The 23456-nt window shown below is 72.2% G+C and carries 21 protein-coding genes; 14 read left to right on the forward strand and 7 right to left on the reverse strand.

Features of this window, described 5'->3' with window-relative positions; translation table 11 throughout:
• Positions 1-116 precede the first annotated feature (116 nt).
• Both ACZ6TB_RS15190 and ACZ6TB_RS15195 read right to left on the reverse strand, forming a co-directional pair.
• Entirely contained in the window at positions 117-1328 is a 1212-nt protein-coding gene (locus tag ACZ6TB_RS15190; protein ID WP_465554652.1) for an LPXTG cell wall anchor domain-containing protein, read from the reverse strand.
• A 114-nt stretch (positions 1329-1442) separates the two neighbouring features.
• On the reverse strand, positions 1443-2444 hold the full coding sequence (locus ACZ6TB_RS15195; protein ID WP_465554654.1) for an LPXTG cell wall anchor domain-containing protein: 1002 nt from the start codon (positions 2442-2444) through the stop codon (positions 1443-1445).
• A 334-nt stretch (positions 2445-2778) separates the two neighbouring features.
• On the opposite strand from ACZ6TB_RS15195, the gene rsmD reads away from it, so the two are divergent.
• The 9 genes from rsmD to mutM all read left to right on the forward strand — a co-directional run bounded on the left by rsmD (position 2779) and on the right by mutM (position 9073).
• Entirely contained in the window at positions 2779-3342 is a 564-nt protein-coding gene (gene rsmD, locus ACZ6TB_RS15200) for a 16S rRNA (guanine(966)-N(2))-methyltransferase RsmD (RefSeq protein WP_465554656.1), read from the forward strand.
• Positions 3339-3818 (forward strand): pantetheine-phosphate adenylyltransferase, encoded by a 480-nt coding sequence (gene coaD, locus ACZ6TB_RS15205; protein WP_465554658.1) that lies wholly within the window; start codon positions 3339-3341, stop codon positions 3816-3818. Before rsmD ends, coaD begins: the two co-directional genes overlap by 4 nt.
• A 134-nt stretch (positions 3819-3952) precedes the next feature.
• Positions 3953-4450: an ATP synthase subunit B family protein gene (locus tag ACZ6TB_RS15210; protein WP_465555552.1), complete on the forward strand. Its 498-nt coding sequence runs from the start codon at positions 3953-3955 to the stop codon at positions 4448-4450.
• A gap of 87 nt (positions 4451-4537) precedes the next feature.
• The gene (locus ACZ6TB_RS15215) at positions 4538-5101 is read left to right on the forward strand and encodes a YceD family protein (RefSeq protein ID WP_465555553.1); all 564 of its coding nucleotides are present in this window, start codon (positions 4538-4540) and stop codon (positions 5099-5101) included.
• Between the two features lie 5 nt (positions 5102-5106).
• Positions 5107-5280, forward strand: coding sequence for a 50S ribosomal protein L32 (gene rpmF, locus ACZ6TB_RS15220; protein ID WP_020518010.1), 174 nt, complete (start codon positions 5107-5109; stop codon positions 5278-5280).
• Positions 5281-5344: 64 nt separating this feature from the next.
• Positions 5345-6289 carry a phosphate acyltransferase PlsX gene (locus ACZ6TB_RS15225; RefSeq protein ID WP_465555554.1) on the forward strand — a complete coding sequence of 315 codons (945 nt, stop codon included), beginning with the start codon at positions 5345-5347 and terminating at the stop codon, positions 6287-6289.
• Positions 6286-7038, forward strand: a complete 753-nt coding sequence (rnc, locus tag ACZ6TB_RS15230; protein WP_465554660.1) for a ribonuclease III — start codon at positions 6286-6288, stop codon at positions 7036-7038. The genes ACZ6TB_RS15225 and rnc overlap by 4 nt, the downstream gene beginning before the upstream one ends.
• The gene (locus tag ACZ6TB_RS15235; RefSeq protein WP_465554662.1) at positions 7035-8216 is read left to right on the forward strand and encodes a mannosyltransferase family protein; all 1182 of its coding nucleotides are present in this window, start codon (positions 7035-7037) and stop codon (positions 8214-8216) included. The genes rnc and ACZ6TB_RS15235 overlap by 4 nt, the downstream gene beginning before the upstream one ends.
• An 8-nt stretch (positions 8217-8224) precedes the next feature.
• Positions 8225-9073: a bifunctional DNA-formamidopyrimidine glycosylase/DNA-(apurinic or apyrimidinic site) lyase gene (gene mutM / locus ACZ6TB_RS15240; RefSeq protein WP_465554664.1), complete on the forward strand. Its 849-nt coding sequence runs from the start codon at positions 8225-8227 to the stop codon at positions 9071-9073.
• Here mutM and ACZ6TB_RS15245 read toward each other — a convergent pair.
• The 3 genes from ACZ6TB_RS15245 to ACZ6TB_RS15255 form a co-directional block, all read right to left on the reverse strand.
• Complete coding sequence (locus ACZ6TB_RS15245; RefSeq protein ID WP_465554665.1) at positions 9033-9596, reverse strand: spherulation-specific family 4 protein; 564 nt, start codon at positions 9594-9596, stop codon at positions 9033-9035. The genes mutM and ACZ6TB_RS15245 overlap by 41 nt on opposite strands.
• Positions 9593-10648, reverse strand: a complete 1056-nt coding sequence (locus tag ACZ6TB_RS15250) for a hypothetical protein (protein WP_465554667.1) — start codon at positions 10646-10648, stop codon at positions 9593-9595. The genes ACZ6TB_RS15245 and ACZ6TB_RS15250 overlap by 4 nt, the downstream gene beginning before the upstream one ends.
• A gap of 194 nt (positions 10649-10842) precedes the next feature.
• Positions 10843-12534, reverse strand: a complete 1692-nt coding sequence (locus tag ACZ6TB_RS15255; protein WP_465554669.1) for a DUF3492 domain-containing protein — start codon at positions 12532-12534, stop codon at positions 10843-10845.
• Between the two features lie 1858 nt (positions 12535-14392).
• On the opposite strand from ACZ6TB_RS15255, the gene ACZ6TB_RS15260 reads away from it, so the two are divergent.
• From ACZ6TB_RS15260 to ACZ6TB_RS15270, 3 genes are all read left to right on the forward strand, one after another.
• Positions 14393-14587 (forward strand): hypothetical protein, encoded by a 195-nt coding sequence (locus ACZ6TB_RS15260; RefSeq protein WP_020518001.1) that lies wholly within the window; start codon positions 14393-14395, stop codon positions 14585-14587.
• Between the two features lie 228 nt (positions 14588-14815).
• A complete protein-coding gene (gene smc, locus ACZ6TB_RS15265; RefSeq protein WP_465554672.1) occupies positions 14816-18397 on the forward strand; it encodes a chromosome segregation protein SMC in 3582 nt (1193 codons plus the stop codon).
• Positions 18398-18402: 5 nt separating this feature from the next.
• Positions 18403-19020, forward strand: coding sequence for an HAD family hydrolase (locus tag ACZ6TB_RS15270; protein ID WP_465554674.1), 618 nt, complete (start codon positions 18403-18405; stop codon positions 19018-19020).
• A 2-nt stretch (positions 19021-19022) separates the two neighbouring features.
• Here ACZ6TB_RS15270 and ACZ6TB_RS15275 read toward each other — a convergent pair whose 3' ends face one another.
• Positions 19023-19544 carry a DinB family protein gene (locus tag ACZ6TB_RS15275; RefSeq protein ID WP_465554676.1) on the reverse strand — a complete coding sequence of 174 codons (522 nt, stop codon included), beginning with the start codon at positions 19542-19544 and terminating at the stop codon, positions 19023-19025.
• Positions 19541-21250, reverse strand: coding sequence for an alkaline phosphatase D family protein (locus tag ACZ6TB_RS15280; protein WP_465554678.1), 1710 nt, complete (start codon positions 21248-21250; stop codon positions 19541-19543). Before ACZ6TB_RS15280 ends, ACZ6TB_RS15275 begins: the two co-directional genes overlap by 4 nt.
• Before the next feature lie 127 nt (positions 21251-21377).
• Here ACZ6TB_RS15280 and ftsY point away from each other — a divergent pair, with 127 nt between their 5' ends.
• Together ftsY and ACZ6TB_RS15290 are read left to right on the forward strand one after the other, a co-directional pair.
• A complete protein-coding gene (gene ftsY / locus ACZ6TB_RS15285) occupies positions 21378-22568 on the forward strand; it encodes a signal recognition particle-docking protein FtsY (RefSeq protein WP_465554680.1) in 1191 nt (396 codons plus the stop codon).
• Positions 22569-22607: 39 nt separating this feature from the next.
• Positions 22608-23405 carry a phosphotransferase gene (locus ACZ6TB_RS15290; protein ID WP_465554682.1) on the forward strand — a complete coding sequence of 266 codons (798 nt, stop codon included), beginning with the start codon at positions 22608-22610 and terminating at the stop codon, positions 23403-23405.
• The last annotated feature ends 51 nt before the right edge of the window (positions 23406-23456 follow it).

Consider the following 23456-nt stretch of genomic DNA (forward strand, 5'->3'; position numbering starts at 1 on the left):
CCCCCCCCCCCCCCCCCCCCCCCCCCCCCCCCCCCCCCCCCCCCCCCCCCCCCCCCCCCCCCCCCCCCCCCCCCCCCCCCCCCCCCCCCCCCCCGCCTCTCATCCGAGGCCTGCTATCAGGCGGTGAAGTTCACTTTGCGGCGACGGGCCAGGAAGAACAGCACGCCACCGATGATCAGCAGCAGGGCCGCGCCGCCGGCGATGGAGCTTGCCGCGGCGCCGGTCTTCGGCAGGTTGGTGTCGCTGGACACCGGCGTGGTGCTCGGCGCGGCGGCCGGGCTGGTGGACGCCGGCGGCGTCGTCGACGCGCTGGCCGACGGGGACGGCGACGAGGTCTCCGACGTGCTGGTGCTCGGCGACGGGCTCGAGCACTCGTCCTTGACGACCTTCACGGTCAGGGCCGGAACGCCCTTGAGGTCCGGGAAGTCGACCTTCGCGGTGGTGGCCTCGCCGGCCGGGAAGACGACGTCCTCGGAGGCGCCGGCGGCGACGGTGACGGTCTTGGTGCTGTCGCCGTAGGTCACGTCGGCCTTGGCGGGCACGTTCTTCTCGGGGTTGCTCACGGTCACCGTGACGTTGGTGCAGTCGTTCTTCGCGGTCGCCGTGGGCAGGCAGGTGTCCGGGCGCGTCCAGTTGATCGTCTGCGTCTCGAGGTTCTTGGCCGAGACCGTGATCGGGCCGCTGTCGGCCGCGATGTGGATCGGCTCCTTGGTGGCCTCACCCTTGCCGACGGTCACCGACTGCTTGGTGCCGTTGTAGGCGATCTCGAAGGTGACCGGGTAGCCGCTCAGCTCGCCGTTGTTGCTCAGGCTGAGGTCGGTGCTGCCGTCGCAGTTGGGGATGGCCTGCACGGCCGGCTGCACGCAGTCGCTGGTGCCGAAGTTCTTCCACTGCAGCTTGGTGTCGCCGTAGTACTTGCTGCCGTCGAGCGGGTTGAGGATGTCGTCCTCGCCGCCGACGAACATGTCGACCTGCGTGTTGCACTTCGGCACCGAGACGGTGAGCGAGCCGCTCTTCTGGTCCGAGTCGACGCGGGCGGTCCGGTTGGCGAACAGGTACTGCGGCACCGCGAAGTCGGGCCGCGGCGCCAGGTAGGACACCAGCGTCACGTCGGTCGCGCAGTGCGCGTCATCCTTCAGCGTGAAGGTGCCGACGGCGCTGCCGTCCTCGGCGAACGTGAGCTTCGACGACGCGAAGTCGGCGGTCGTGCACTTGTTGGTGTCGTGGCCGTCGCCGGTGCGGGCCTCGGCCGAGGTGGCCACGGCGCCGGCGCCGATCAGGGCGCTGACCATGACGGCAGCGGCGCGGAAGAGGAGCGTCTTCTTCACCAGGGGGACTCCTGAACATCGAGGGGACGGGATGCGGAGATGCGCCGGGGGGCGCGCCGACGTGGTCGACGCGCCCCCCGGGTGTTGCGGTGTTGCGATGTCGTGCGTCCGCTATCAGGCGGTGAACTTCACCTTGCGACGGCGAGCCAGGAAGAACAGGCCACCACCGACGGCCAGCAGAGCGGCAGCGCCACCGGCGATGCCCGCGGTCGGCGTACCGGTCTTGGCGAGCTGGTCGCCGCCACCCTGGCCGCCACAGTCAGCCGGCTTCTCGTAGGGCACCGTGACGGTCTCGGCCGGGCTGGTGACGCCCTTGTAGACCGCGACGATCGAGATCTTGACCGAGAAGCCCTCGGTGGCATCGAAGGTCAGCGACTTCTTCTCGCCGGCCTTGATGTCGAGGTCCTTCGCGGCGCCGGTCTTCGGCGTGAAGTGAAGCTTGTACTCGATCTCGCCCTTGGTGTTGTCCAGGCCGATCGTCATCGAGTCACAGTCGGCGGCGAAGATCTCGTCCGGCAGCACCGGCTCGGTCGACTCCGACGGGGTCGGGATCGGCACCGTGGGGGTGTCGGTCGGGGTCGCGGACGGCGAGCCCGACGGCGAGGTGGTCTCCTCGGTCGGCGGCGTGCTCGTCGTGGCCGAGGCGGTCGGCGACGGCGACGTGGTCGACGGCGTCGGGTTGGGGTTGTCCGGCTTGCAGTCCGTGTTGGTCGGCTTGGTCGCCGACTTCACGGTCGTGTCTTCGTCGGACCAGTCGCCCTGGGTCCACTTCATCGTGACGGAGAGCTCGACGCTCTCCTTCGAGGCGGGCTCGTCGACAGTGCCCACGAGCCACTGCGAGTAGTCCTTGCCCACGATCGTGTGGAGCTTGATGTCGCCGACATCCTGCGCGACGCCGTCCAGCAGGACAGAGGTGATCTCCGCCTCGGGGTGCCAGTCGTTGGCGACCTTGAACTTGGCGACCCAGCCGCCGTTCTCGCCGCACTCGCTCGAGGGCTTGATCTTGACGTCGCAGGCCGCAGCCGGGGCGGCCATGGCGGCGACGATGCCAAGGCCGATGAATGCGCCGCCGGCGACGGTGGCGCCGCGGCGAAGCTTGGTGGTGAACAGGTTCACGCCTACTCCTGTGTTGGGAATCAGGGGTTCGGCGAGGAAGCGGCGGGCCGACGCCGTTGAGAGCGAGAGCCGTCGACGACGCCTCCCCACGTCGTCGACACGCGGCCGTAACCACGTGCAACAGCGAGGGACTTTAGCGAGTTAGATGAATCTGGGAAATGGCTCAGGGAGCCTTAAAGCTGTTGATGCAAAGCCGTGATCTTCGATGTACCGAGTGAGATCGCTTCGATGCCCAGCGTGTCTGGCTAAAGGGGAATTGTTCACTCTGCGATTGCGCTGCGTGAGTGTTGAAGTAGCTTCGAGTGGTGCTACCCAACGACCCCGGCGAGGGCGAATGACCAGGATCATCGCCGGTTCCCACGGCGGGCGGCGACTGGCCGCACCGGCCGGCGCGCTGACCCGGCCCACTTCGGACCGTGTTCGTGAGGCCTTCTTCAGCGCCCTGGACACGATGATCGACCTGTCGGGAGCGCGGTTCGCCGACCTTTATGCCGGATCTGGGGCGGTTGGTCTGGAGGCGCTGTCCCGCGGGGCAACCCACGCGCTTCTGGTCGAATCGGACGCACGCGCCGCACGTACGATCCGCGACAACATTGTCTCGTTGCGTGTCGGCTCGGCCGCGCGGCTCGTCACCGGCCGGGTGTCCCAAGTGCTCGCCGGGCCGCCGGAGGGCGGGCCGTACGACGTCGTCTTCGCCGATCCGCCGTACGCCGTGGACGACAACGAGATGGTGGAGCTCCAGGAGGCGCTGCTCGCGAACGGGTGGCTCGCGCCCGATGCGGTGGTGGTGCTCGAGCGGTCCCGCCGGGGCGACCCGATGAGCTGGGTGGACGGCATCACTGCGGACCGTAGTCGACGTTACGGGGAGACTACTCTTTGGTACGGTCGCCGATCATGAGACGTGCGGTGTGTCCCGGCTCCTTCGATCCGGTCACCAACGGCCACCTCGACATCGTCGGGCGGGCCAGCCGGCTGTTCGATGAAGTGATCATCGGCGTGCTGATCAACCAGTCGAAGACCGGCCTGTTCACCATCGAAGAGCGTCTCGAGATGCTCGGCGAGGCGACCGCCGGCTACGAGAACGTCCGGGTCGCGTCGTTCCACGGGCTGCTGGTCGACTTCTGCAAGTCCCAGGGCGCCGCGGTCGTGATCAAGGGACTACGCGCCGTCAGCGACTTCGACTACGAGTTGCAGATGGCGCAGATGAACATCGGGCTGTCCGGCGTGGAGACATTGTTCATGCCGACGAATCCGCTCTATTCGTTCCTGTCGTCCAGCCTTGTCAAAGACGTGGTCAAGTGGGGTGGCGACGCATCGGCGTACGTTCCCGACTTCGTGGGTGAGCGGTTGATCAAGCGCCTGAAGCAGAACTGACCTCTCGGCGCGCCGAAAACCGGCGCGCGGAAGAGGCAGTACCGTGATCGGACCACGCTGCGTGAGGCTTCGCCTTCAGTCCGGTCAGGGGTGGCGGGCGGGGTGGTTGGATGGATGACAGGAGTGAGTCACCGGTGGATCCGCTCGACAGCATCGACGAGATCATCGAACGCGTCCAGGACGCGCGCTCCGTCCCGATGTCGCGGACGAACTTCATGTACGACCGCGGCGACATGATCGAGATGCTCGAGTCGCTGCGCTCCGGCCTGCCGTCGGAGATCCGCAAGGCCGCCGCCGTGCTCGACGAGCGCGACCGGATCATCGAGGCCGGCCGCCGCGAGGCCGATCGGATCATCAGCGAGGGTGAGACGGAACACGCTCGGCTGGTCTCGGTCAACGAGATCACCGTCTCCGCCGAGCACGAGGGCGCCCGCATCATCGCCGAGGCGCGCACCGAGGCCCAGCGGCTGCGCGAGGAGGTCGACGACTACGTCGACACCGCGCTGGCGAACTTCGAGCAGTTCCTGACCAGGGCACTCGCCTCGATAGAGCGCGGCCGGGACAAGATGCACGCGCTCCGCGAGATCGGCACCTTCCAGGGCGAGGACGCCGAGCGCCCCCTCCCGTTCTGAACCGCTCGAAGACCAGGCCCGATTCGACGCTGGGCCGAAAGCTCAGGTAACCTTTTCCGTCGGCCTACCTATGGCTGAGAGTTCATGATGCCCAAGTCACCGCAGAGTCACCTGGATCCCAGGCAGCCGCTGGTCGTCGACACGACGAAGCTTCCCCGGCAGCCTGGTGCGACGCGTGCCCTGAAACGGGTGATACCGGCGCCGGCGAACCTCGGCCTGGAGCTGATCAATGTCCCCGTGGGGTCGGATGTCGAGCTCGATCTCGTGCTCACATCGGTCTCCGAGGGGGTGTACGTCTCGGGCACGGTCCGTGGCTCGCTCACCGGCGAGTGCGGCCGCTGCCTCAATGAGATCAGCCAGGCCTTCGAGGTCTCCCTCGCGGAGCTGTTCGCCTACGCGGACAGCACCACCGAGGAGACGACCGACGAGGACGAGGTGGGCCGGATGCAGGGCGACCTGATCGACCTCGAGCCGGCGGTACGCGACGCGGTGGTGCTCATGCTGCCCACCAACCCGCTCTGCCGGCCGGACTGCCCAGGCCTGTGCCCCGAGTGCGGGGTGCATTTCGACGACCTTCCGGCGGATCACAGCCACGAGGAAGTCGATCCCCGCTGGGCCGCTTTGCGCAACCTAACTGGAACTGAGGAGTAAGAACCGTGGCCGTCCCCAAGCGCAAGATGTCGCGCAGCAACACCCGGTCCCGCCGGGCGAACTGGAAGGCGACCGCGGTCGCGACCCAGGCGTGCCCGCAGTGCAAGTCGCCGAAGCTGCCGCACACGGCCTGCTCGGTCTGCGGCACCTACAACGGCCGTCAGGTCCTCGAGGTCTGAGCCTCCCGGAGTGACACGCCCGATTACCGGGCGGGTCGCACCTGGGCAACGGCGAGCCACCGGTCTGCCGGCTTCCTCCGCGGAGCCGGCGACCGCGCGGATCGCCGTCGACCTCCTCGGCGGGGACCACGCTCCCGCCGTCGTGGTTGACGGCGCTCTGCGCGCCTTCCAGGACGATCCGGCCCTTCATCTCCTGCTCGTCGGCACGCACGAAGCGGCCGACGCGGTTCTGGCTGCCGTTTCGCCGGCCGAACGCGACCGGGTGGGCATGCTGCCCATGCCGGCCGTCGAGATCCATCCCGACGACTCGGCCCGGGCCACCCTGCGCGCCGTCGCCGACGGGCTGGCCGACGCCGTCATGTCGGCCGGGAACACCGCGGCCGTCGTGATCTCCGCGTCCCGCGCCCTCGGCCGCTGGCCCGGCGTCCGCCGCCCGGCGCTGGCCGCCGTGCTGCCCACCGCCGCCGGCCGGCTCGTGCTGCTCGACGTCGGCTCGGCCGTCGACCCCGACGAGCACACCCTGGTCATGCACGCCCGGCTGGGCGCCGCGTACGCCTCCGTCGTGCACCGGGTCGCCGAGCCGCGGGTCGGCCTGCTCACCATCGGCATCGAGCGCGGCAAGGGCGACCGTCTGCGCCGCGCCCTGCCGCCTCTTCTCACCGCCGCCGACCTGCCCGGCGCCGCCCGGTACGCGGGCCTGGTCGAGGGCCACGACGTCGTGCTCGGCGAGGCGGCCGACGTGGTGGTAACTGACGGTTTCACCGGGAATGTCCTGCTCAAAGGGCTGGAAACCGCCTACGCCCGCCTCGGTCCTCCCGATGGGCAGACGGCCGGCGTCCCACCCCGCGCCGCACTGCTGCTCGGCGTTGCCGGCACCGTCGTGGTCTGCCACGGCGCCGCCTCCGGAACCGACCTGGCCGCCGGCATCGCGCTGGCGGCCGAGCTGCACCGCCGTGGCGCCGTCGCGGCCATGGCCGACCTGATCCCGCACAACGAGGTGTCTCCATGAGTGACAAGCGCCGCCGGCCGCCGACCCTCCCGCTCGAGGAGGCGTTCGGGGTCCCGATCGAGCCGGGCCTGCTGGAACGGGCGCTCACTCACCGCTCGTACGCGTACGAGAACGGCGGCCTCCCGACCAACGAGCGGCTCGAGTTCCTGGGCGACTCGGTGCTCGGCGTGGTGATCACCTCGGCGCTCTACCACAACCACCCCGACCTGCCCGAGGGCCAGCTCGCGAAGCTGCGGGCCAGCGTGGTCAACATGCATGCGCTCGCCGACGTGGCCCGGGGCCTGGGCCCGCTGGGGCTCGGCCCGCACCTGCTGCTCGGCAAGGGCGAGGAGACCACCGGCGGCCGCGACAAGGCCAGCATCCTGGCCGACACGCTGGAGGCGCTGCTCGGCGCGATCTACCTGGAGCACGGCCTGGACGTCGCGGGCGAGGTGATCCACCGGCTGTTCGACCCGCTGATGGCCGAGTCGGCCGGCCGGGGCGCCGCGCTGGACTGGAAGACCAGCCTCCAGGAGCTCACGGCGGCGCTCGGGCTCGGCGTGCCGGACTACGTGATCGAGGACTCGGGGCCCGACCACGCCAAGACGTTCACGGCCTGGGTCGTGGTGGCCGGCGAGCGCTACGGCGGCTCCGAGGGGCGCAGCAAGAAGCAGGCCGAGCAGCGGGCCGCCGCGGCCGCCTGGCGCACGCTGAACGAGCGCGGCCAGGACGCCGAGGACGAGAAACCAGACGGCGAAGACGACCTGTGAGCCTGGCCGTGGACACGCCCGAGGTCGAGCGGGTGGAGCATCGCGAGCGGCTCTGGGACCTGGCCGGCGCGTGGCGCGGGGTGCTCACCGCCGTCGGGATCTTCGCGCTGACCCGGATCGCGCAACTGCTCATCCTGGCCTGGATGAGCGGCGCGGCGGACGACCATGTGGGTGTGCGCGGCCGCCTGCTGGTCTGGGACGCGGGCTGGTTCCTGCGGGTGGCGGTCAACGGCTACCCCCACGGCTACACGTACGGGGCGAACGGCGGTCTCGAGGGCAACGAGCTGGCCTTCTTCCCGCTCTACCCGATGCTGATCCGGGGCGGGGCCGGGCTCGGCCTGAGCGCGCAGACCGCCGCCCTCACGGTCAGCTGGCTCGCCTCGATCGGGGCCGCGGTCGCGCTGCACCTGCTCGGCACCACCCTCTACGGCAAGCGGGCGGGCTGGGCCCTGGTCGCCATCTGCTGCACCGCTCCGGTGTCGGTGGTGCTCTCCATGGCGTACTCGGAAGCGCTCTTTCTCGCTCTTGTCGCCGGCATGCTCGCCGCCGCCCACCGCAAGGTCTGGTGGGCCGCCGGCCTGCTCGGTCTCGGCGCCGCGCTCACCCGCCCCACCGGCGCCGCCGCCGCGCTCGCCCTGGCCGTCGCCGCGATCATGGCGGTGCGCGAGTCGCGCCGGAAGGCGTGGCAGCCGCTCGGCGCCGCGGCCGTCGCGCTGGCCGGCGTGCCGCTGTTCCTGGCCTGGGTGGGCTGGCGGGTGGGCGACCCGAGCGCCTGGTTCCGCATCCAGACCGCGGGCTGGGGCACCTCGTTCGACTTCGGCTCGAGCACCTGGAGCTTCCTGCGCCAGACGCTGTCCACGGGCGACGGCTGGATCCCGGTGAGCATGGCGATCATGCTGCTGGTGGCGCTGGCCGCGGCCGGGGTGGCGCTGGCCGGGAAGCCCTGGCTGCCGCTCGCGGTTTACGGGGTGGTGGCCATGGTGCTCGTGTACGGCCAGGCCGGTTTCTACCATTCGAAGCCGCGACTGCTGCTGCCCGTACTGTTGACGCTGCTTCCCGCGACCGTCGCCGCGGCCCGCGCCCGCCCCCGGGTGGCGGTGCTGTCGATCGCGGCGTGGGCGGCGTTCGGCCTCTGGTACGGCGCGTACATGCTCACGGTCTGGCCATACACGCTTTAGGAGTTCCGGTGCCCGAATTGCCCGAGGTGGAGACCGTACGTCAAGGGCTGGCCAAGTGGGTGACCGGCCGGACGATCAAGACCGTCGAGGTGCACCACCCGCGCTCGATCCGGCGCCACCTGCCCGGCGACGCGCACTTCATCGCCATGCTGGCCGGCCGCACGATCCTCGACGTGTCCCGTCGCGGCAAGTACCTCTGGCTGCCGCTGGACTCGGGCGACGCGATCATCGGCCACCTCGGCATGAGCGGCCAGTTGCTGATGCAGCCGTCGGATGCCGAGGACGAGAAACACCTCCGCATCCGATTTGTCTTCGATGACGGCGGGCCCGAGCTGCGCTTCGTCGACCAGCGCACGTTCGGCGGCCTGTCGGTCTCCGAGGGCGGCGCCGAGCTGCCCGACGAGATCGCGCACATCGCCCGCGACCCGATGGACCCGCTCTTCGACGACGAGGCGTTCGTGGCCCGGCTGCGCGGCAAGCACACCGAGGTCAAGCGGGCGCTGTTGGACCAGACGCTGATCAGCGGGGTGGGCAACATCTACGCCGACGAGGCGCTGTGGCGGGCCCAGCTGCACGGCGCGCGGGCGACCGACCAGCTGACCCGGCCGGCCGCGCGGCGGCTGCTCGCCCACGTGCGGGACGTGCTCGGCGAGGCGATCGTGGCCGGCGGGACCAGCTTCGACGAGCTGTACGTGAACGTGAACGGCGAGAGCGGCTACTTCGACCGGGCGCTCAACGCGTACGGCCGGGAGGGCGAGCCCTGCCACCGCTGCGGCACGCCGATCCGCCGCGAGCAGTTCATGAACCGGTCCTCGTTCAGTTGTCCCCGGTGCCAGCCCCGCCCGCGTACGCGCTGACGTACGGGCTCGCGTCGGTGGCCAGGCCGAACCCGGCGCCGCGCCGCCCCATCAGCCGCCGCGCCGCGGTGAGCAGCGCCGCCGGCACGCCGTGCACGATGTGGCCGTCGCCCGGGCGCACGCCGTCGCCGTCCCAGCTCTGATAGGCCGACCACGGCCCCTCGAACGTGCAGATCCGCACGCCCAGGTCGCGGTAGAGCGGATGGGTCGGCACGCCCGGGTTGAGCACCACCCGGTGCAGCCCGCGCCGGGCGGCCAGCCGGATGGTCAGCGCCACCGGCCCGACCCCGCCCGATCCGGCCGGCGCCCGGTCGAGGAACAGGCCCTCGACGCCGTCCTCCCGCCAGGCGTCGACGTCGGCCAGCACGTCGGCCAGCGACCGGCTGCCCCAGTCGAGGTCGATGCGGCCCAGCGACTGGTGCAGGGTGCGACGCTCGCCGGGCAGATCCCGGATGATCCAGGTCTCGGAGTCCAGCGCCAGCTCGGGCGACGGGTGGGCGTACGGGGGGAAGAGGGTCTTCACGAGGATCTCCGATGGTCGGCGGCGGTCAGAGCGACGACGAGCAGGCCGGCCACGTGGGTGGCGGCGAGCGCGCCGACGGCGTTCGGCAGAGGGCCGGCGGCCGGTGTCGGTAGGAGCTTCAGGAGGACGGTGGCCAGCGGCGGCGCGGCCGCGATGACGGCGGCGACGCCGATCCGGCCGCGGGCGGCGAGCAGGAACGTGATGGCGAAGACCCCGCCGAGCAGGGTGCCGCCGGCCAGGCCGAGGATCTCGTCGCGGGCGCCGGTCTCGTAGGCGGCCAGGGCCAGCGCGCAGCCCAGGGCGAGCGGCGGCAGCAGCCCGGCGATGGTGACCGTGGTGACGCCGCGCCGGCCGGCCGGGTCGGCGCCGGCCTCGTTGTTCCAGCCGATCAGGGCCTCGAGGATCGGCACCGCGAGCAGCAGCGGCAGCCAGAACGGCATGGTCGACCCGGACGGTCCGGCCCGCCACACCAGACCCACGCAGACCGCCTGGGACGCGCCGATCACCAGATATCCGCCGGCGCGATGCAGCTCGGGCCGGGTGAGCCGGAGCGGGCGGCGGCAGGCGGGCAGCATCGCCGGGCGGAACGCGCGGACCAGCGCCACCACGATCGCGGCCGGGAGCAGGGTGCCGACGGGCAGAAGATGTGCGAAACCGGCGACGGCCAGCAGCCAGCAGGGCACCGACCACCGGACGACCGCGGCCTCGGCCCGGGTGACCAGGGCGGCGGTGACGGTGGCCAGCGTCGCGAGGCCGCCGAGGCCGACCACGAGAGCCATGCCGCGATGGGGTCCGAGCAGCGCGGAGGGCGCGATCCAGACCAGCGCGCACCAGAGGCCGGCGACCGCGGCGAAGCCGGCCGCGACCAGACGGCAGGCGGTGGCGATCCCGGCGCGCTGGGCGATGGTGACGCCGGCGCAGGTCAGGGCCTGGGCGGCGGTCCAGCCGAGCAGCAGCGTGACCAGCGGGACCGGCCACGCGACCTGCCGGAGCTGCCCGCCACCGGCGACGGCGACGCTCAGCGGACCGAGATAGAGGGCGCAGCGGAGCACGGCGGCGTTCAGGTAGGCGCCGCGCGCGGGGGGCGCGAGCTCCGGTGGGGCGACTTGCGGTTCGGCGGCATGCCGTGAATGCCTGGGATGCAGCCGTACGGCGGGAGCATGCCGGCCGTGTCCGACGGCGCTCCTTCGACGGGTACGGGTCCGGGCCGCGCGCGGCGTGGTCACCGGGCGCCGCGGCGTGATCGTCACAGCCCCTCACCGCCCTGCGCGGCCATCGCCTTCTCCTCTTCCACTTCCTCCGCCAGTTCCGTTTCTCCGGCGACTTCCGTTTCTCCGGCCAGTTCCGTTCCTCCGGCCGGTTCCGTTTCTGCGGCCGGTTCCGCCTCTCCCGCCGGGCCGGGCCGGCCGGGCATCGGGCCGCCGGGCATCGAGCCGGACGGGATCACGGCTCGCTCCGGGGTCAACCAGCGCAGGGTGGCCGGGTTCGCGGTCCGCGGGGCCGGCACCGCGAGCGCGACCTCGAAGGCCGTGGCGGGCGGGGGCGCGGACAGGTCGGCGTAGAGGGCGCCGTAGACCCGTACCACCCGGTCGTTGGTGTAATGGGTCAGCGCCCGGCGCCGCGCCGCGTCGCCCAGCTGGCGCCGGCGGTTCGGCGCGCGCAGCAGCCCGACGATCGCGATCGCCAGCTCGGCCGGGTCGTCCGGCTGCACCAGCACGCCCGCGTCGCCGATCGTCTCGGCGGCCGGCCCGACGTCCACCCCGACGACCGCGCGGCCCGACATCATCGCCTCGATCAGCCGGTACGGCGGGTCGGCCGGCCCCGGCACGTGGGCCACGACGTGCCCGGCCGTGTACCGGTCGCGCGGGTCGGCGGGCAGCGGGTGCAGCCGCACGGCGCGGCCCAGCCCGGTCCGCTCGATCTGCTCGGCGCAGTGATCCTCGTGCGCCGGCGTGACGCCGACCAGGTGCAGCACGGTCCCCGGCAGGGCCGCCGCCACCTGCTCGAACGCGGCCAGCAGCGGCGTGAGCCCACTGTCCGGCCCGCCGCTGCCGGCCCAGACCACGGCCGGGTCGGTGTCCAGCTCGGCCGCGCCCGGGTACTCCGAGGGGTCGACCCCGGCCGGCACCTGCACCAGCCGGGCGGCCTCGGCGCCGTGCCGCAGGGCCCAGCCGTGGTGGTAGGCGCTGAGCGGGGCGATGAGGCCGGCCTCGGCGTACCCGGTGCGCGCCACCGCGGCCCGGAAGCGCCGCAGCACCGCCCGCACCGCCGGCGACAGCCGGTCCTCGGCCGGCCGGTGCCGGGCGACCGGCGCCCGGGCCTCGGTGAGCAGCAGCGGGACGCCGTCCCGGAACCGTCCGCCGAGCGCGGCCAGCATCGGGGTGGTGCCGCCGACGCAGTGCACCAGGTCGACCTCCGGCACCGGCACGGTCAGGGCTCCGAGGGCGTGCTTGAGCAGGGTCGCGGCGGTACGGGCGTCGCGCGCCCCGAGCCTCGGCAGCGTCGGCTCCGCCGGTTCGGGCCGGCTTTTCCAGGCGTCCATCAGCAGGTCGGCGAGCGGCACCCCGGCCAGCGGGTCGGGTCGTTCGGCGGCCAGCTCGGCCAGCCCGCGAAGACCGGTGGCGAACCGGCGCTCCTCGATCAGTCCACGGCAGAGCAGGTGAGCCGCTCCGCGGCCGCTCTCGTTGCTGTCGCCGCGGCGGCGTTCTCGGACGGGCTCGCGTCCGACCTGCACGGCCTTGGCCGAGCGGACGTTGAGCGGCAGCGGGTACGCGGGCGCGGACGGCGGTTCGCGGTCCGTGACGGTGAGCAGGTCGAAGCCGAAGCGGCGCAGGCCCTCGACGAGCGTCCGGCACCACCCACTCAGCGCGTCCCGCCGGTACGGGTACCCGCCGCCGGTAAGCAGGCAGACGCGCTCGGGCGACGGGGTCGATTTCACGAAGGAGGCAACGAGACAGCCCGGGGAAGTTACGAGAGCCTGTCAACTAGGCGACACTTTTACGCGCTTTTTATCCGATTTGCCGCCCGCTTTGCACGAATTGTCACATATTCGCGCCGTCGAGCGACCACCCGCCGAGGGGACGACTCACCGGGTGAGGCCCGCCGAGCGCGGGTGGCCGCCGAGGGGAGGTTCCGGGCGGGGCGCCCAGCGCGAGTGATCGTCGACGGGAGGGCCGCGGAGGGGGCCGCTGACGGTGGGTGACCGTCGCGGGCGGAGTGCTCTCGGGCCGGGGCCCCGACCGCCGGGGTGGCCGATTGAGGCGGAGTGCTCCCGGGCCGGGGCCCCGACCGCCGGGGTCGCCGATTGAGGCGGAGTGCTCCCGGGCCGGGGTCCTAGACCGCCGGGGCGACCGATTGAGGGGGAGTGCTGGGGCCGTCGAGCGCGGGTGATCGATCGAGGGGGAGTGCTCCCGGCCTGGGCCGCCGCGCGCGGGTGACCGATCGAGGGGCGGCTCCCGGAGTGTGGGCCGCCGAGCGTGGCGACCGTCGCGGGGTTTCGGGCCGCCGAGCCCGAGGGAATGGCCGGGTGAGTGAGTGGGTGATCGCGTGCACGCGAGTCGCAAGGAGCAAATTGCGCATGGCAAAGACCGTGATGCGTGGTGCGGATTGAGTGGTTCAGGTCGCGTGGTGCGGAGTGATTTGCGCAGATCGCTTGGTGCGGAATGAGTGCGCAATCCGAGCGGAGCGGACCGGGTGCGCAAACCGGATGGTGCAGACCGCCGGGCCCGGGACGGAGGGCGGGGCGGAGGGCGGTTGCGAATGGCGCGGAGCGGGTGGCGCGCGGCGGGTGTTGTGGAGCGGGTGGCGCGCGGCGGGTGGTGTGGAGCGGGTGGCGCGCGGCGGGTGTTGGAGAGCGGGTGATGCGGACCGCCGGGCGCGCACTGCGTGGTGCGGAGCGGGTGATGCGGGCCGCCTGGCGCGCAGCGGGTGGTGCGGAGCGGGTGGTGCGGAGCGGGTGTTGCGGAGCGGGTGGCGCGCAGCGGGTGGTGCGGACCGCGTGGCGCGCAGCGGGTGGGTGCAGGTGCGCGCCGACCGGCGGAAGTGAGTGGTGCGGAGCGGGAGAGCCGACTCGCGGGGCGACCCGGCGCCGGGTGCCCCGCCACTGGCGCCCGGCGCCAGGCCCCGGCGTTCGCGTGGCCGCACGGCCCGGCGCGGCCCGTGGGGGACGCGGGCGTCGCGCGGGCGGTGGGCGCGGTGATCGAGATGCCGAGAGGCTCACCGCCGCGACGCCGCACCGGCCGGCCGCCGTGGCGGCCGGGCTCGGTGTGCCTCGTGGGTGATCACCCGGATTGGGCGACCAGCTCCGGGACTGGTTAGCCGACCCGACCCGGAACTGGTTACCCAACCCCACCCGGAACTGGGTGGGGCGACTTTACGGCCCGCCTATGACATTTTTGACGGGCTGTCCACAACGGCGTGGCCGACCGTATGCGGCGGCGTCAGGTGGCGGCAAACCCGCTAAGCGAAACATAAGGCCTGGTAAAGAGTGTCAACGTGGCATGATTCACTGGCCTGGTGAGCGCGACGCCTTCCGCACCGCTTGACGGAGCGTGGGTATCGGCGGACTATGGAGGTGTCGCCAGTCGCGCCCACTCATGCCTGGTTTCAGTGGCTAGCCATTCAGTCGCTGCTCCTGGTGTGGGACATCTGCACCTCAGACTACGTTCCGCGGGTGCACGATTCTGTGCTCACGCGTGCCCGTGTGCATAGAGGTGTGGTGCACGCTGGGCGCGCGACACAGAGCGCGCGGAGTCAAACAACACCGAAGAAGAAGCGATGCTTCTCAAGGAGTCACCATGGCGAAGGCCCTCTTCGGCCACGTAGGTGCGGCGCCCGATCGGCGCCTGCTCGACGAGGTCACCCGACTGCGTTCCAGGGTGCAGGCTCTGGAGTTCGAGGTCACCCGCCTCCGGGCGGAGAATGATCGTCTCGCGGCGGCCGCCGCGGAAGCGGACGACATCCTGCGGCTGACCGAGCCGGCGCTGACCTGAGTTCCAGCCGCCGCCGCAATCCGGCGGTCCCTCCCCCCTCAGCACCAAGAACGCGATTCACACAGCGCGCCTCCACCCCGTGGCGGCGCGCATCTTTTTGTCCGATTTGCAGGGCGGCACCCCCGCTGAGCGCGGCGTGCCGGGCCGATGGGGCGGGCGGCGGGTAGCCTGCACCCCAAGCAACGTGCAGCCAAGCACCAGCACCCTGTTGTCGACCCTCGGAGATCCGTGCACCTCAAGAGCCTGACGGTCAAGGGCTTCAAGTCCTTCGCCTCCGCTACGACGCTGCGCCTGGAGCCGGGCATCACCTGTGTGGTGGGTCCCAACGGCTCCGGTAAGTCCAACGTCGTCGATGCCATCGCCTGGGTCCTCGGCGAGCAGGGCGCCAAGGCGCTTCGCGGCGGCAAGATGGAGGACGTCATCTTCGCCGGCACCGCCGGCCGGGCGCCGCTGGGCCGCGCCGAGGTGACGCTCACGATCGACAACAACGACGGCGCGCTTCCGATCGAGTACACCGAGGTCTCGATCACCCGCCGCATGTTCCGCGACGGCGCCAGCGAGTACGAGATCAACGGCAACGCCTGCCGCCTGCTCGACATCCAGGAGCTGCTCAGCGACTCCGGCATCGGCCGGGAGATGCACATCATCGTCGGCCAGGGCCGGCTCGACGCGATGCTGCACGCCAAGCCCGAGGACCGCCGCGCGTTCATCGAGGAGGCCGCCGGCGTCCTCAAGCACCGCAAGCGCAAAGAGAAGGCGATCCGCAAGCTCGACGCGATGCAGGTCAACCTCAACCGGCTGACCGACCTCACCGCCGAGCTTCGCCGCCAGCTCAAGCCGCTCGGCAAGCAGGCCGAGGTGGCCCGCCGCGCCGCCGGCATCCAGGCCGACCTGCGCGACGCCCGGCTCCGGCTGCTCGCCGACGACCTGCACACGCTGCGCACCACGTTGGACAAGGAGATCGCCGACGAGTCGGCGATGCGCGATCGGCGCGAGCAGGTCGAGGAGGAGAACCGCGAGGTCCAGCGGTGGCTCGCCGAGCTCGAGGCCGCGCACGCCGAGGACGCGCCGCTGCTGCAGGCCGCCCAGGACACCTGGTACAAGCTTTCCGCCCTCCAGGAGCGTTTCCGCTCGACCGAGCAGCTCGCCAGCGAGCGGCTGCGGCACCTCGCCGCCACCCCCGACGAGGAGCGGCCCGGCCGCGACCCCGACCAGCTGGTCGCCGAGGCCGAGCGGGTGCGCGAGCAGGAGGAGGAGCTGCGCGAGGCGCTCACCGACGATCAGATGCGGCTGGCCGAGGCGGTCGAGCGACGGCAGGAGCTGGAGCGCCAGCTCGCGGCGGCCGAGGGCGCCCTGCGTACGGCCGCGAAGGCCATCGCCGACCGCCGAGAGGGACTCGCCAAGCTCGCCGGAAATGTGAACGCGGCTCGCGCCCGTACCGGATCGGCCGCCGAGGAGATCGAGCGCCTCGCCGCCGCGCACACCGACGCCCTGATGCGTGCCGAGGCCGCCCAGGCCGAGGTCGACGCCGTCGCCGCCGAGTCGACCGAGGCCGACCGCGACAATGTGGAGCTCGACGAGCGGCACGCCGAGGCCGTCGGCGCGCACGACCGGGCCGGCGCCGTGGTGCGGGAGCTGTCCGACGCCGAGCGCGCCGCCGAGAAGGACGCCGCCAGCTGGAAGGCCCGCGAGGAGGCGCTCGCCCTCGGTCTCCGGCGCAAGGACGGCGCCGGGGCGTTGCTGGCCAAGTCCGGCGAGGTGCCGGGCCTGCTCGGCAGCCTCGCGTCGATGCTCACCGTCCGGTCCGGCTACGAGGCCGCCGTCGCGGCGGCACTGGGCACCCTGGCGGACTCGGTCGCGCTCTCCGGTGTGGACGAGGCGATCGAGGCGATGCGTACGCTCAAAATCGCCGACGCCGGCCGAGCGGCCCTGGTGGTCGCCTCGCCGCCCGGCCCCGGCATGCGCGGCTCGCTCGAGTCCCTCCGCCCGCATCTGCCGGAGGGCGCCGTCTGGGCGCCCGAGGTGATCGACTGCCCCGAGCAGATCCGGCCCGCCCTCAACCGCGTCCTGCGCGACGTCGCCCTCGTGCCCGACCTCGCCGAGGCCGCCCGGCTGGTGGCGCAGAACGCGGAGCTGCGCGCGGTCACCCCCGACGGCGACGTGCTCGGCGCGTTCACGGCGGCCGGCGGCTCGGGCAAGGCCACCAGCTACATCGAGGTGCAGGCCGCGGTCGACGAGGCGAAGGCGCAGCGGGCCACCGCCGAGGCGACGATCCGCGAGGTCAAGGCGCAGCTGGTCGACGCGCGCGCCGAGGTCGCGGAGAAGAAGGAAGCGGTGAACGTCGCGGCCGCCGCCAAGCGCGCGGCCGAGGGCGAGCGCAACGCGGCCGCCCGCCGGCTCGCCGAGCTCGGCGCCGCGGCCCGATCGGCCAAGGCCGAGAGCGAGCGCCTCGGCGCGGCCCGGCAGAAGGCCGAGGGCGCCCGGGAGAACGACCTGATGCGCCTGGCCGAGCTCGAGGAGCGGCTCAGCCTGGCCGAGGCGACCCCGATCGACGAGGAGCCGTCCACCGAGGAGCGCGACACGCTGGCGGCCCTGGTGCCCCAGTCCCGGCAGAACGAGATGGAAGTGCGGCTCGCCGTGCGTACGGCCGAGGAACGGGTCTCCTCGATCGCCGGCCGGGCCGACTCGCTCATGCGCCAGGCCAACGCCGAGCGACAGGCGCGCGAGCGCGCCGCCGCCCGCCGCGCCGCCCGCGCCCGGGGCGCCGAGATCGCCAAGGCGGTCGCGCTCGGCGCGGCCACCGCCATGCTCCGGGTCGAGGTGTCGCTCGCCGCCGCCGTCGAGGCGCGCGACGAGCTCGCCCAGGCCCGCACCGCCCGCGAGGCCGAGCTGCAGGAGGTGCGGGCGAGCGCCAAGCGGCTGGTCGCCGAGCTCGAGCGGCTCACCAGCGAGGTGCACCGCGACGAGATGGCCCGGGCCGAGCAGCGCATGCGCATCGAGCAGCTCGAGGCCAAGGCGGCCGAGGACTTCTCGCTCGACGTCGACACGCTGATCACCGAGTACGGGCCGGACCAGCTGGTGCCGCCGAGCGCCGCCGAGACCGCCCAGGCCGACAAGGACGGCAAGCCGGTGCCCGACCCGGCGCCGTTCCACCGTCCGACGCAGGAGAAGCGGGCCAACAAGGCCGAGCGCGACCTCCAGCTGCTCGGCAAGGTCAACCCGCTGGCGCTGGAGGAGTTCGCGGCGCTCGAGGAGCGGTTCAAGTTCCTCTCCGACCAGCTGGAAGACCTCAAGGCGACCCGCAAAGACCTGCTCACCGTGGTCAAGGACGTCGACGACCGCATCCTTGAGGTGTTCACGTCGGCGTTCGAGGACACGGCCCGGGAGTTCCAGGTCGTCTTCCAGGTGCTCTTCCCGGGCGGCGAGGGCCGGCTGGTGCTCACCGACCCCGAGGACATGCTGACCACGGGCGTCGAGGTCGAGGCCCGGCCGCCGGGCAAGAAGATCAAGCGGCTGTCGCTGCTCTCCGGCGGCGAGCGCTCGCTGACCGCGGTGGCGATGCTGTGCGCCATCTTCCGGGCCCGTCCGTCGCCCTTCTACATCATGGACGAGGTCGAGGCCGCCCTCGACGACGTCAACCTGGGCCGGTTGATTACGCTCTTCGCACAGCTGCGGGAGCACAGCCAGCTGTTGATCATCACGCACCAGAAGCGCACCATGGAGGTCGCCGACGCCCTCTACGGCGTCACCATGCGCGCCGGTGTCACCCAGGTGATCAGCCAGCGGCTGGCCAAGGACTCGGAGGACTAGACCGGATGTCGCGCGATCGCGCCCAGGCCCTGCTCATCGACCTGGACGGCGTGTTGCGCCGCTGGGACCCGGCCCCGATGATCGCGGTGGAGGTCGAGTACGGCCTGAAACCGGCGGCGCTGCTCGAGACGGCGATGTCGTGGGACATCTACCGTCCCGCGGTGGCCGGCGAGATCACCGACGCCGAGTGGATGCGGCTGGTCGCCTCCCGCCTGCCGCTCGCGCCGGAAGCGGCGGCCGAGGCCGTCGAGCGCTGGCAGTCCTATCGCGGCGAGCCTGACCCGGACGTGCTGGCCTTCGTCCGCGAGGTGCGGGCCGGAGGCCGCAAGGTCGGCCTGGCGACGAACGCCACCGACCGCCTGCGCCCCGACCTGGAGGCGCTGGGCCTGGCCGACGAGGTCGACGTGGTGATCAGCTCGTGGGAGCTGAAGGTCCACAAGCCGGCGCCGGAGTTCTTCGCCCGGGCGTGCGAGCTGGTCGGCGTCGCACCGGACCGGGTGTTGTTCGTCGACGACGACGACCGCGTGGTGCGCGGCGCGCGGTCGGCGGGGCTGTCGGCGTACCGCTGGTCGGGGCCGCAGCACGTCGCCTACCTGCGGAAGGCCCTCGACCTCCCGGAGTGACGTCAGTCGCCGGTTTCGCCGTCGATTCGCTCGCGCAGGAGGTCGGCGTGGCCGTTGTGGCGGGCGTACTCCTCGATCATGTGGAGGTAGACCCAGCGCAGCGTCATGGTGTTTTCGCGGTGGGTGAACTCGTGGTCCAGCGGCAGGTCGGCCACGGCCTGGTCGGCGGCCGGCAGCTCGGCCCGGAAGGCGGCCAGGTTCGCCTCGGCGTCGGCGTCGGCCACGTCGTCGAAATCGCCGTCCCAGTTCTCCTCGGTGTTGTAGAGGGCGCCGGGCGGGGTCTGGCCGGCGGCCCGGACCACGAACCAGATGCGCTCGACCTCGGTCATGTGGCGCACGAGGCCCAGCAGCGTCAGGTTGGACGGCTCGACGCTCGCCGTCTTGAGCTGGGCGGCGGTCAGGCCCGCGCACTTGCGCAGCAGGGTCTGGCGGTGCCAGTCGAGCCAGCCCTGGAGCATCGGGCGCTCGGAGCCGGTGAAGGGTTCGTCTTCGCGCTGTGCGGCGGGTGCGGTCCAAGTAGTCATCGCCGGTCATCCTGCCGGGAACCGGCCGCTCCCGCGATCCGATTACAGCTGGGGTACCGCACCGAGGCGACCTCGAAGAGCTTGCCCTCCTTGTCGGTGCCCTCGACCCGTACGCTCGCGATCTCGCCGTCGAGGTTCAGGGTGCTCACCGCGTTGCCGAAGTAGGGGCCCGCGAGGCGCTTCCAGCTCCATGGGGGGCGGGGAACCCCGGCCGCCTTGGCCACCCCGCGTACGCCCCGCGCGGCCAGCCGCGACCAGCTGAACCGCATCAGCGGGCGCATGAAGGCGGGCACCTGGTTGTGCACCGGCGAGCAGGTCAGCTGCATCACCGGCGTGTGCACGCCGGCGCCGAAGTCGGCCGCGGCCACGTACGAGTGATGGACGTCCCCGGAGAGCACGCTGATCGTGGCCGGCGCCCCGTAGGCCCCGCCGGCGCCCACGCGACCGCCGTACGACCCCTCGCCGAGGCGCTTGAACAGCTCGCCCATCGCCACGAACGACCGGCTGAACGCCGCCCAGTGCTCGAGGTCGAAGGCCCGCCGGATCTTCTCGGCCCGGGCCGCCACCTTCGGCGAGGACGAGTCGGCCCGGCGCTCGTTCCACGCCTCCAGGTGGTGGATCGCGGGCGGCATCAGCCACGGCAGCGACGAGCCCACGACCAGGTGGTCGTACTCGCCGGTGGCCCGGTCGAGGAACCACTGCCACTCGGTCGCCGGCAGCATCTCGCGCGCGCCCGGCGTGAGCACCCGGTTGCACCGGTTGTCGAGCATGACCAGGCGGGTGCGGCCCAGGTCGAGGGCGAAACTCCATTGATAAAGGTGCTGGGCGCCGTCGACCGAGCGGCCGAAGTCGTGCAGCAGGACGGTGGCGTCCTCGGCCTCGGTCACCTGCTGGTAGAGCGGGTCGGCGGCGAGCTCGTCCGGCGCGAGGTTGCCCAGGTGCTGATAGACCCAGTAGGACGCCAGGCCGCCGGTGATCCGCTCGGTCCACCAGGACTGGGCCGCCATGTCGTCGCGCCACGAGGCCGAGGTGTTCCAGTCGTCGATCATCTCGTGGTCGTCGAAGATCATCACACTCGGCACGGTCGCGAGCAACCAGCGGATCTCCGGGTCGCGCCACGACTCCAGGTAGAGCTTGGTGTACTCGTCGAACGTCACCACCTGGTCGTCCGGGCCCGGTTGCCCGGCGGCCCGGCGGCGCCGCAGGAAGCGCCGGACCTTCTTCGACGTGTTGTCCGCGTACACCTGGTCGCCGAGCAGCACGATCAGGTCGGGGCGCAGGTCCGGATTGCCGGGGTCGGCCATCAGGCGCCGCGAGTAGGCGTCGAGGGCGTCCGGCGGGAGGTGCCGGGCGGTCGAGTGCGGCGTCGCCTCGCGACAAGATCCGAAGATCAGGCGCACGGGTACGTCTTCGTCCTGCGCCGGGCGGGTCCGGATCACCGAGGGTGGGTACGCCGAGTCCGCGGCCGGCCACACCTGGCGATCCTGGATGACGACCCGGTACTCGCTGGTCGTCGCCGGGGTCAGACCCTCGACGACCACGAGCGCGTAGTGATGCCCGTACGCGGAGAAGGTCCGGGCCTCGCCGGAGCCGCCCCCGGAGACGTCGACGCACACGGTGGCCGGCTCGGTGGTCTCGACCCAGATCGTGGCACTGGTGCCGGCCACGCGCCGCAGAACCGGTCCGATGAGCAGGTGAGCGGTCACGGGCACTGGCCTCCACGCGGGGGAACGCAGGTGAACGGGGCGTCCCATCCTCCGTCAGATGTGCCGGATCTCGCCACTGGACCGGCCCACGCCACGTACCGACGGCTCATCTGTCAGGATTTCGGCTATGGAATACGTGGTCGCCGCAGTGATCCTGCTTGTCGTCCTGGTGGCCGGCGCCGTCGGCCTGGTGGTGCCGCGGATGCGCCGCCGGGAGCTGCCGCCGCCCGGTGGGGCCCCGACGACCACGATCGAGCGGCCCCCGGCCGACGAGGAAGCGCCCGGTCTCGTCGTCCCGGCCGAGGCCGACGAGGAGCTCCCGCCGCTGGTCACGGCCCCGGCCGAGGAAAAGCCGGCCGAGGAGATCGTCCCGTCGATCGAGGCGCCGGAGCCCACCGCGGGCCGGCTCGTCCGCCTGCGGGCCCGGCTCGCCCGCTCGCAGAACGCCTTCGGCCGCGGCCTGCTCAGCGTGCTCTCCCGCGACCACCTCGACGAGGACGCCTGGGAGGAGATCGAGGACAGCCTGATCTCGGCCGACGTCGGCGTCGAGGCCACCCAGGTGATCGTCGCCCGGCTGCGGGAGCGGGTCCGCGTGCTCGGCACCCGCACGGCGGCCGAGGTGCGCGCCCAGCTCGCCGAGGAGCTCACCGGCGCGCTGGAGCCCGAGCTCGACCGCAGCCTCAAGACCGCGCCGCACGACGGCCGCCCGGCCGTGGTGCTGGTCGTCGGCGTGAACGGCGCGGGCAAGACGACCACCTGCGGAAAGATCGGCCGGGTGCTGATCGCCGACGGGCGCACGGTGCTGTTCGGCGCGGCCGACACCTTCCGGGCCGCCGCCGCCGACCAGATCCAGACCTGGGGCGAGCGGGTCGGCGCCGAGACCGTGCGCGGCCCCGAGGGCGGCGACCCGGCCAGCGTGGCGTTCGACGCGGTCAAGCGGGGCATCGACACCGGCATCGACACGGTCGTCATCGACACGGCCGGCCGCCTGCAGAACAAGGTCGGCCTGATGGACGAGCTCGGCAAGGTCAAGCGGGTCGTGGAGAAGCACGGGCCGGTCGACGAGACGCTGCTGATCCTGGACGCGACGACCGGACAGAACGGACTCGAGCAGGCGCGCGTGTTCACTGAAGTGGTGGATGTGACCGGCGTGGTGCTGACCAAGCTGGACGGCACGGCCAAGGGCGGCATCGTCATCGCGGTGCAGCGCAAGCTGGGGATTCCGGTCAAGCTCATCGGTCTGGGCGAGGGTCCGGACGATCTGGCCCCGTTCGAGCCGAGCGCCTTCGTCGAGGCGTTGCTTGGCTCCGACGGCTAGTCTCGGAGTCGCAGAGTGTTCGAGACCAGGGGGGCGTGGGTGACGCAGGAGCCGGTGCGGGAGATTCCGCTGCACGGCGGCAACGTCAGCACGGTCTCGCGGGTCGGCGACACCGTCCGGCGTAACACCGGGCCGTGGACGCCGGCGGTGCACGCGCTCCTCAACCACCTCGAGCGGGTGGGCTTCACCGGTTCCCCGCACGCGCTGGGCGTCGACGAGAAGGGCCGCGAGGTTCTCTCGTACCTCGACGGTGAGTGCGGCGAATACCCGCTGGCCCCGCACTGGGTCACCGAGGAAGCGCTGGTCACCGTCGCGACCATGTTGCGGATGTTCCACGACGCGCAGTACGGCTTCGTGCCGCCGCCGAACGCGGTCTGGCGCTCGTTCGGGCCACCGCCGCCGGACACCGAGGTGATCTGCCACCACGACGCCGCCCCGCACAACGTGGTCTGGCGGCCGGACGGCACCCTCGCGCTCATCGACTTCGACCTGGCCTCGCCGGGCGCCCGGATCTACGACGTCGCCTACGCCGCGTGGACCTGGGTGCCGCTGTTCAGCGACCGGGACTCGTACACCCTGGGGTGGAAACGCCCGAACCGGCCGCGTCGCCTGCGGCTCTTCGCCGACGCGTACGGGCTGATCCCGCGCGACCGCCACCGCCTGGTCCGCACCATCCGGAAGCGGATCGTGGACCACGTCGAAGGCATCCGGCGGATGGCCGCGGCCGGCGACCCGGCCTTCGTCCGCATCGTGCACAAGGGGCATCTCCGGCGCCCGATGCGTGATCTGCGTCTGCTCGACTACGAGCGGCACACTCTCGAATACGCCCTCCGCTGATACCGATTGCCCCGGTTTCGGGGCTTTCGGCGTGGGGCCTGTGAGAGTTTC

This window comes from Actinoplanes sp. NPDC051537 (assembly GCF_055586105.1).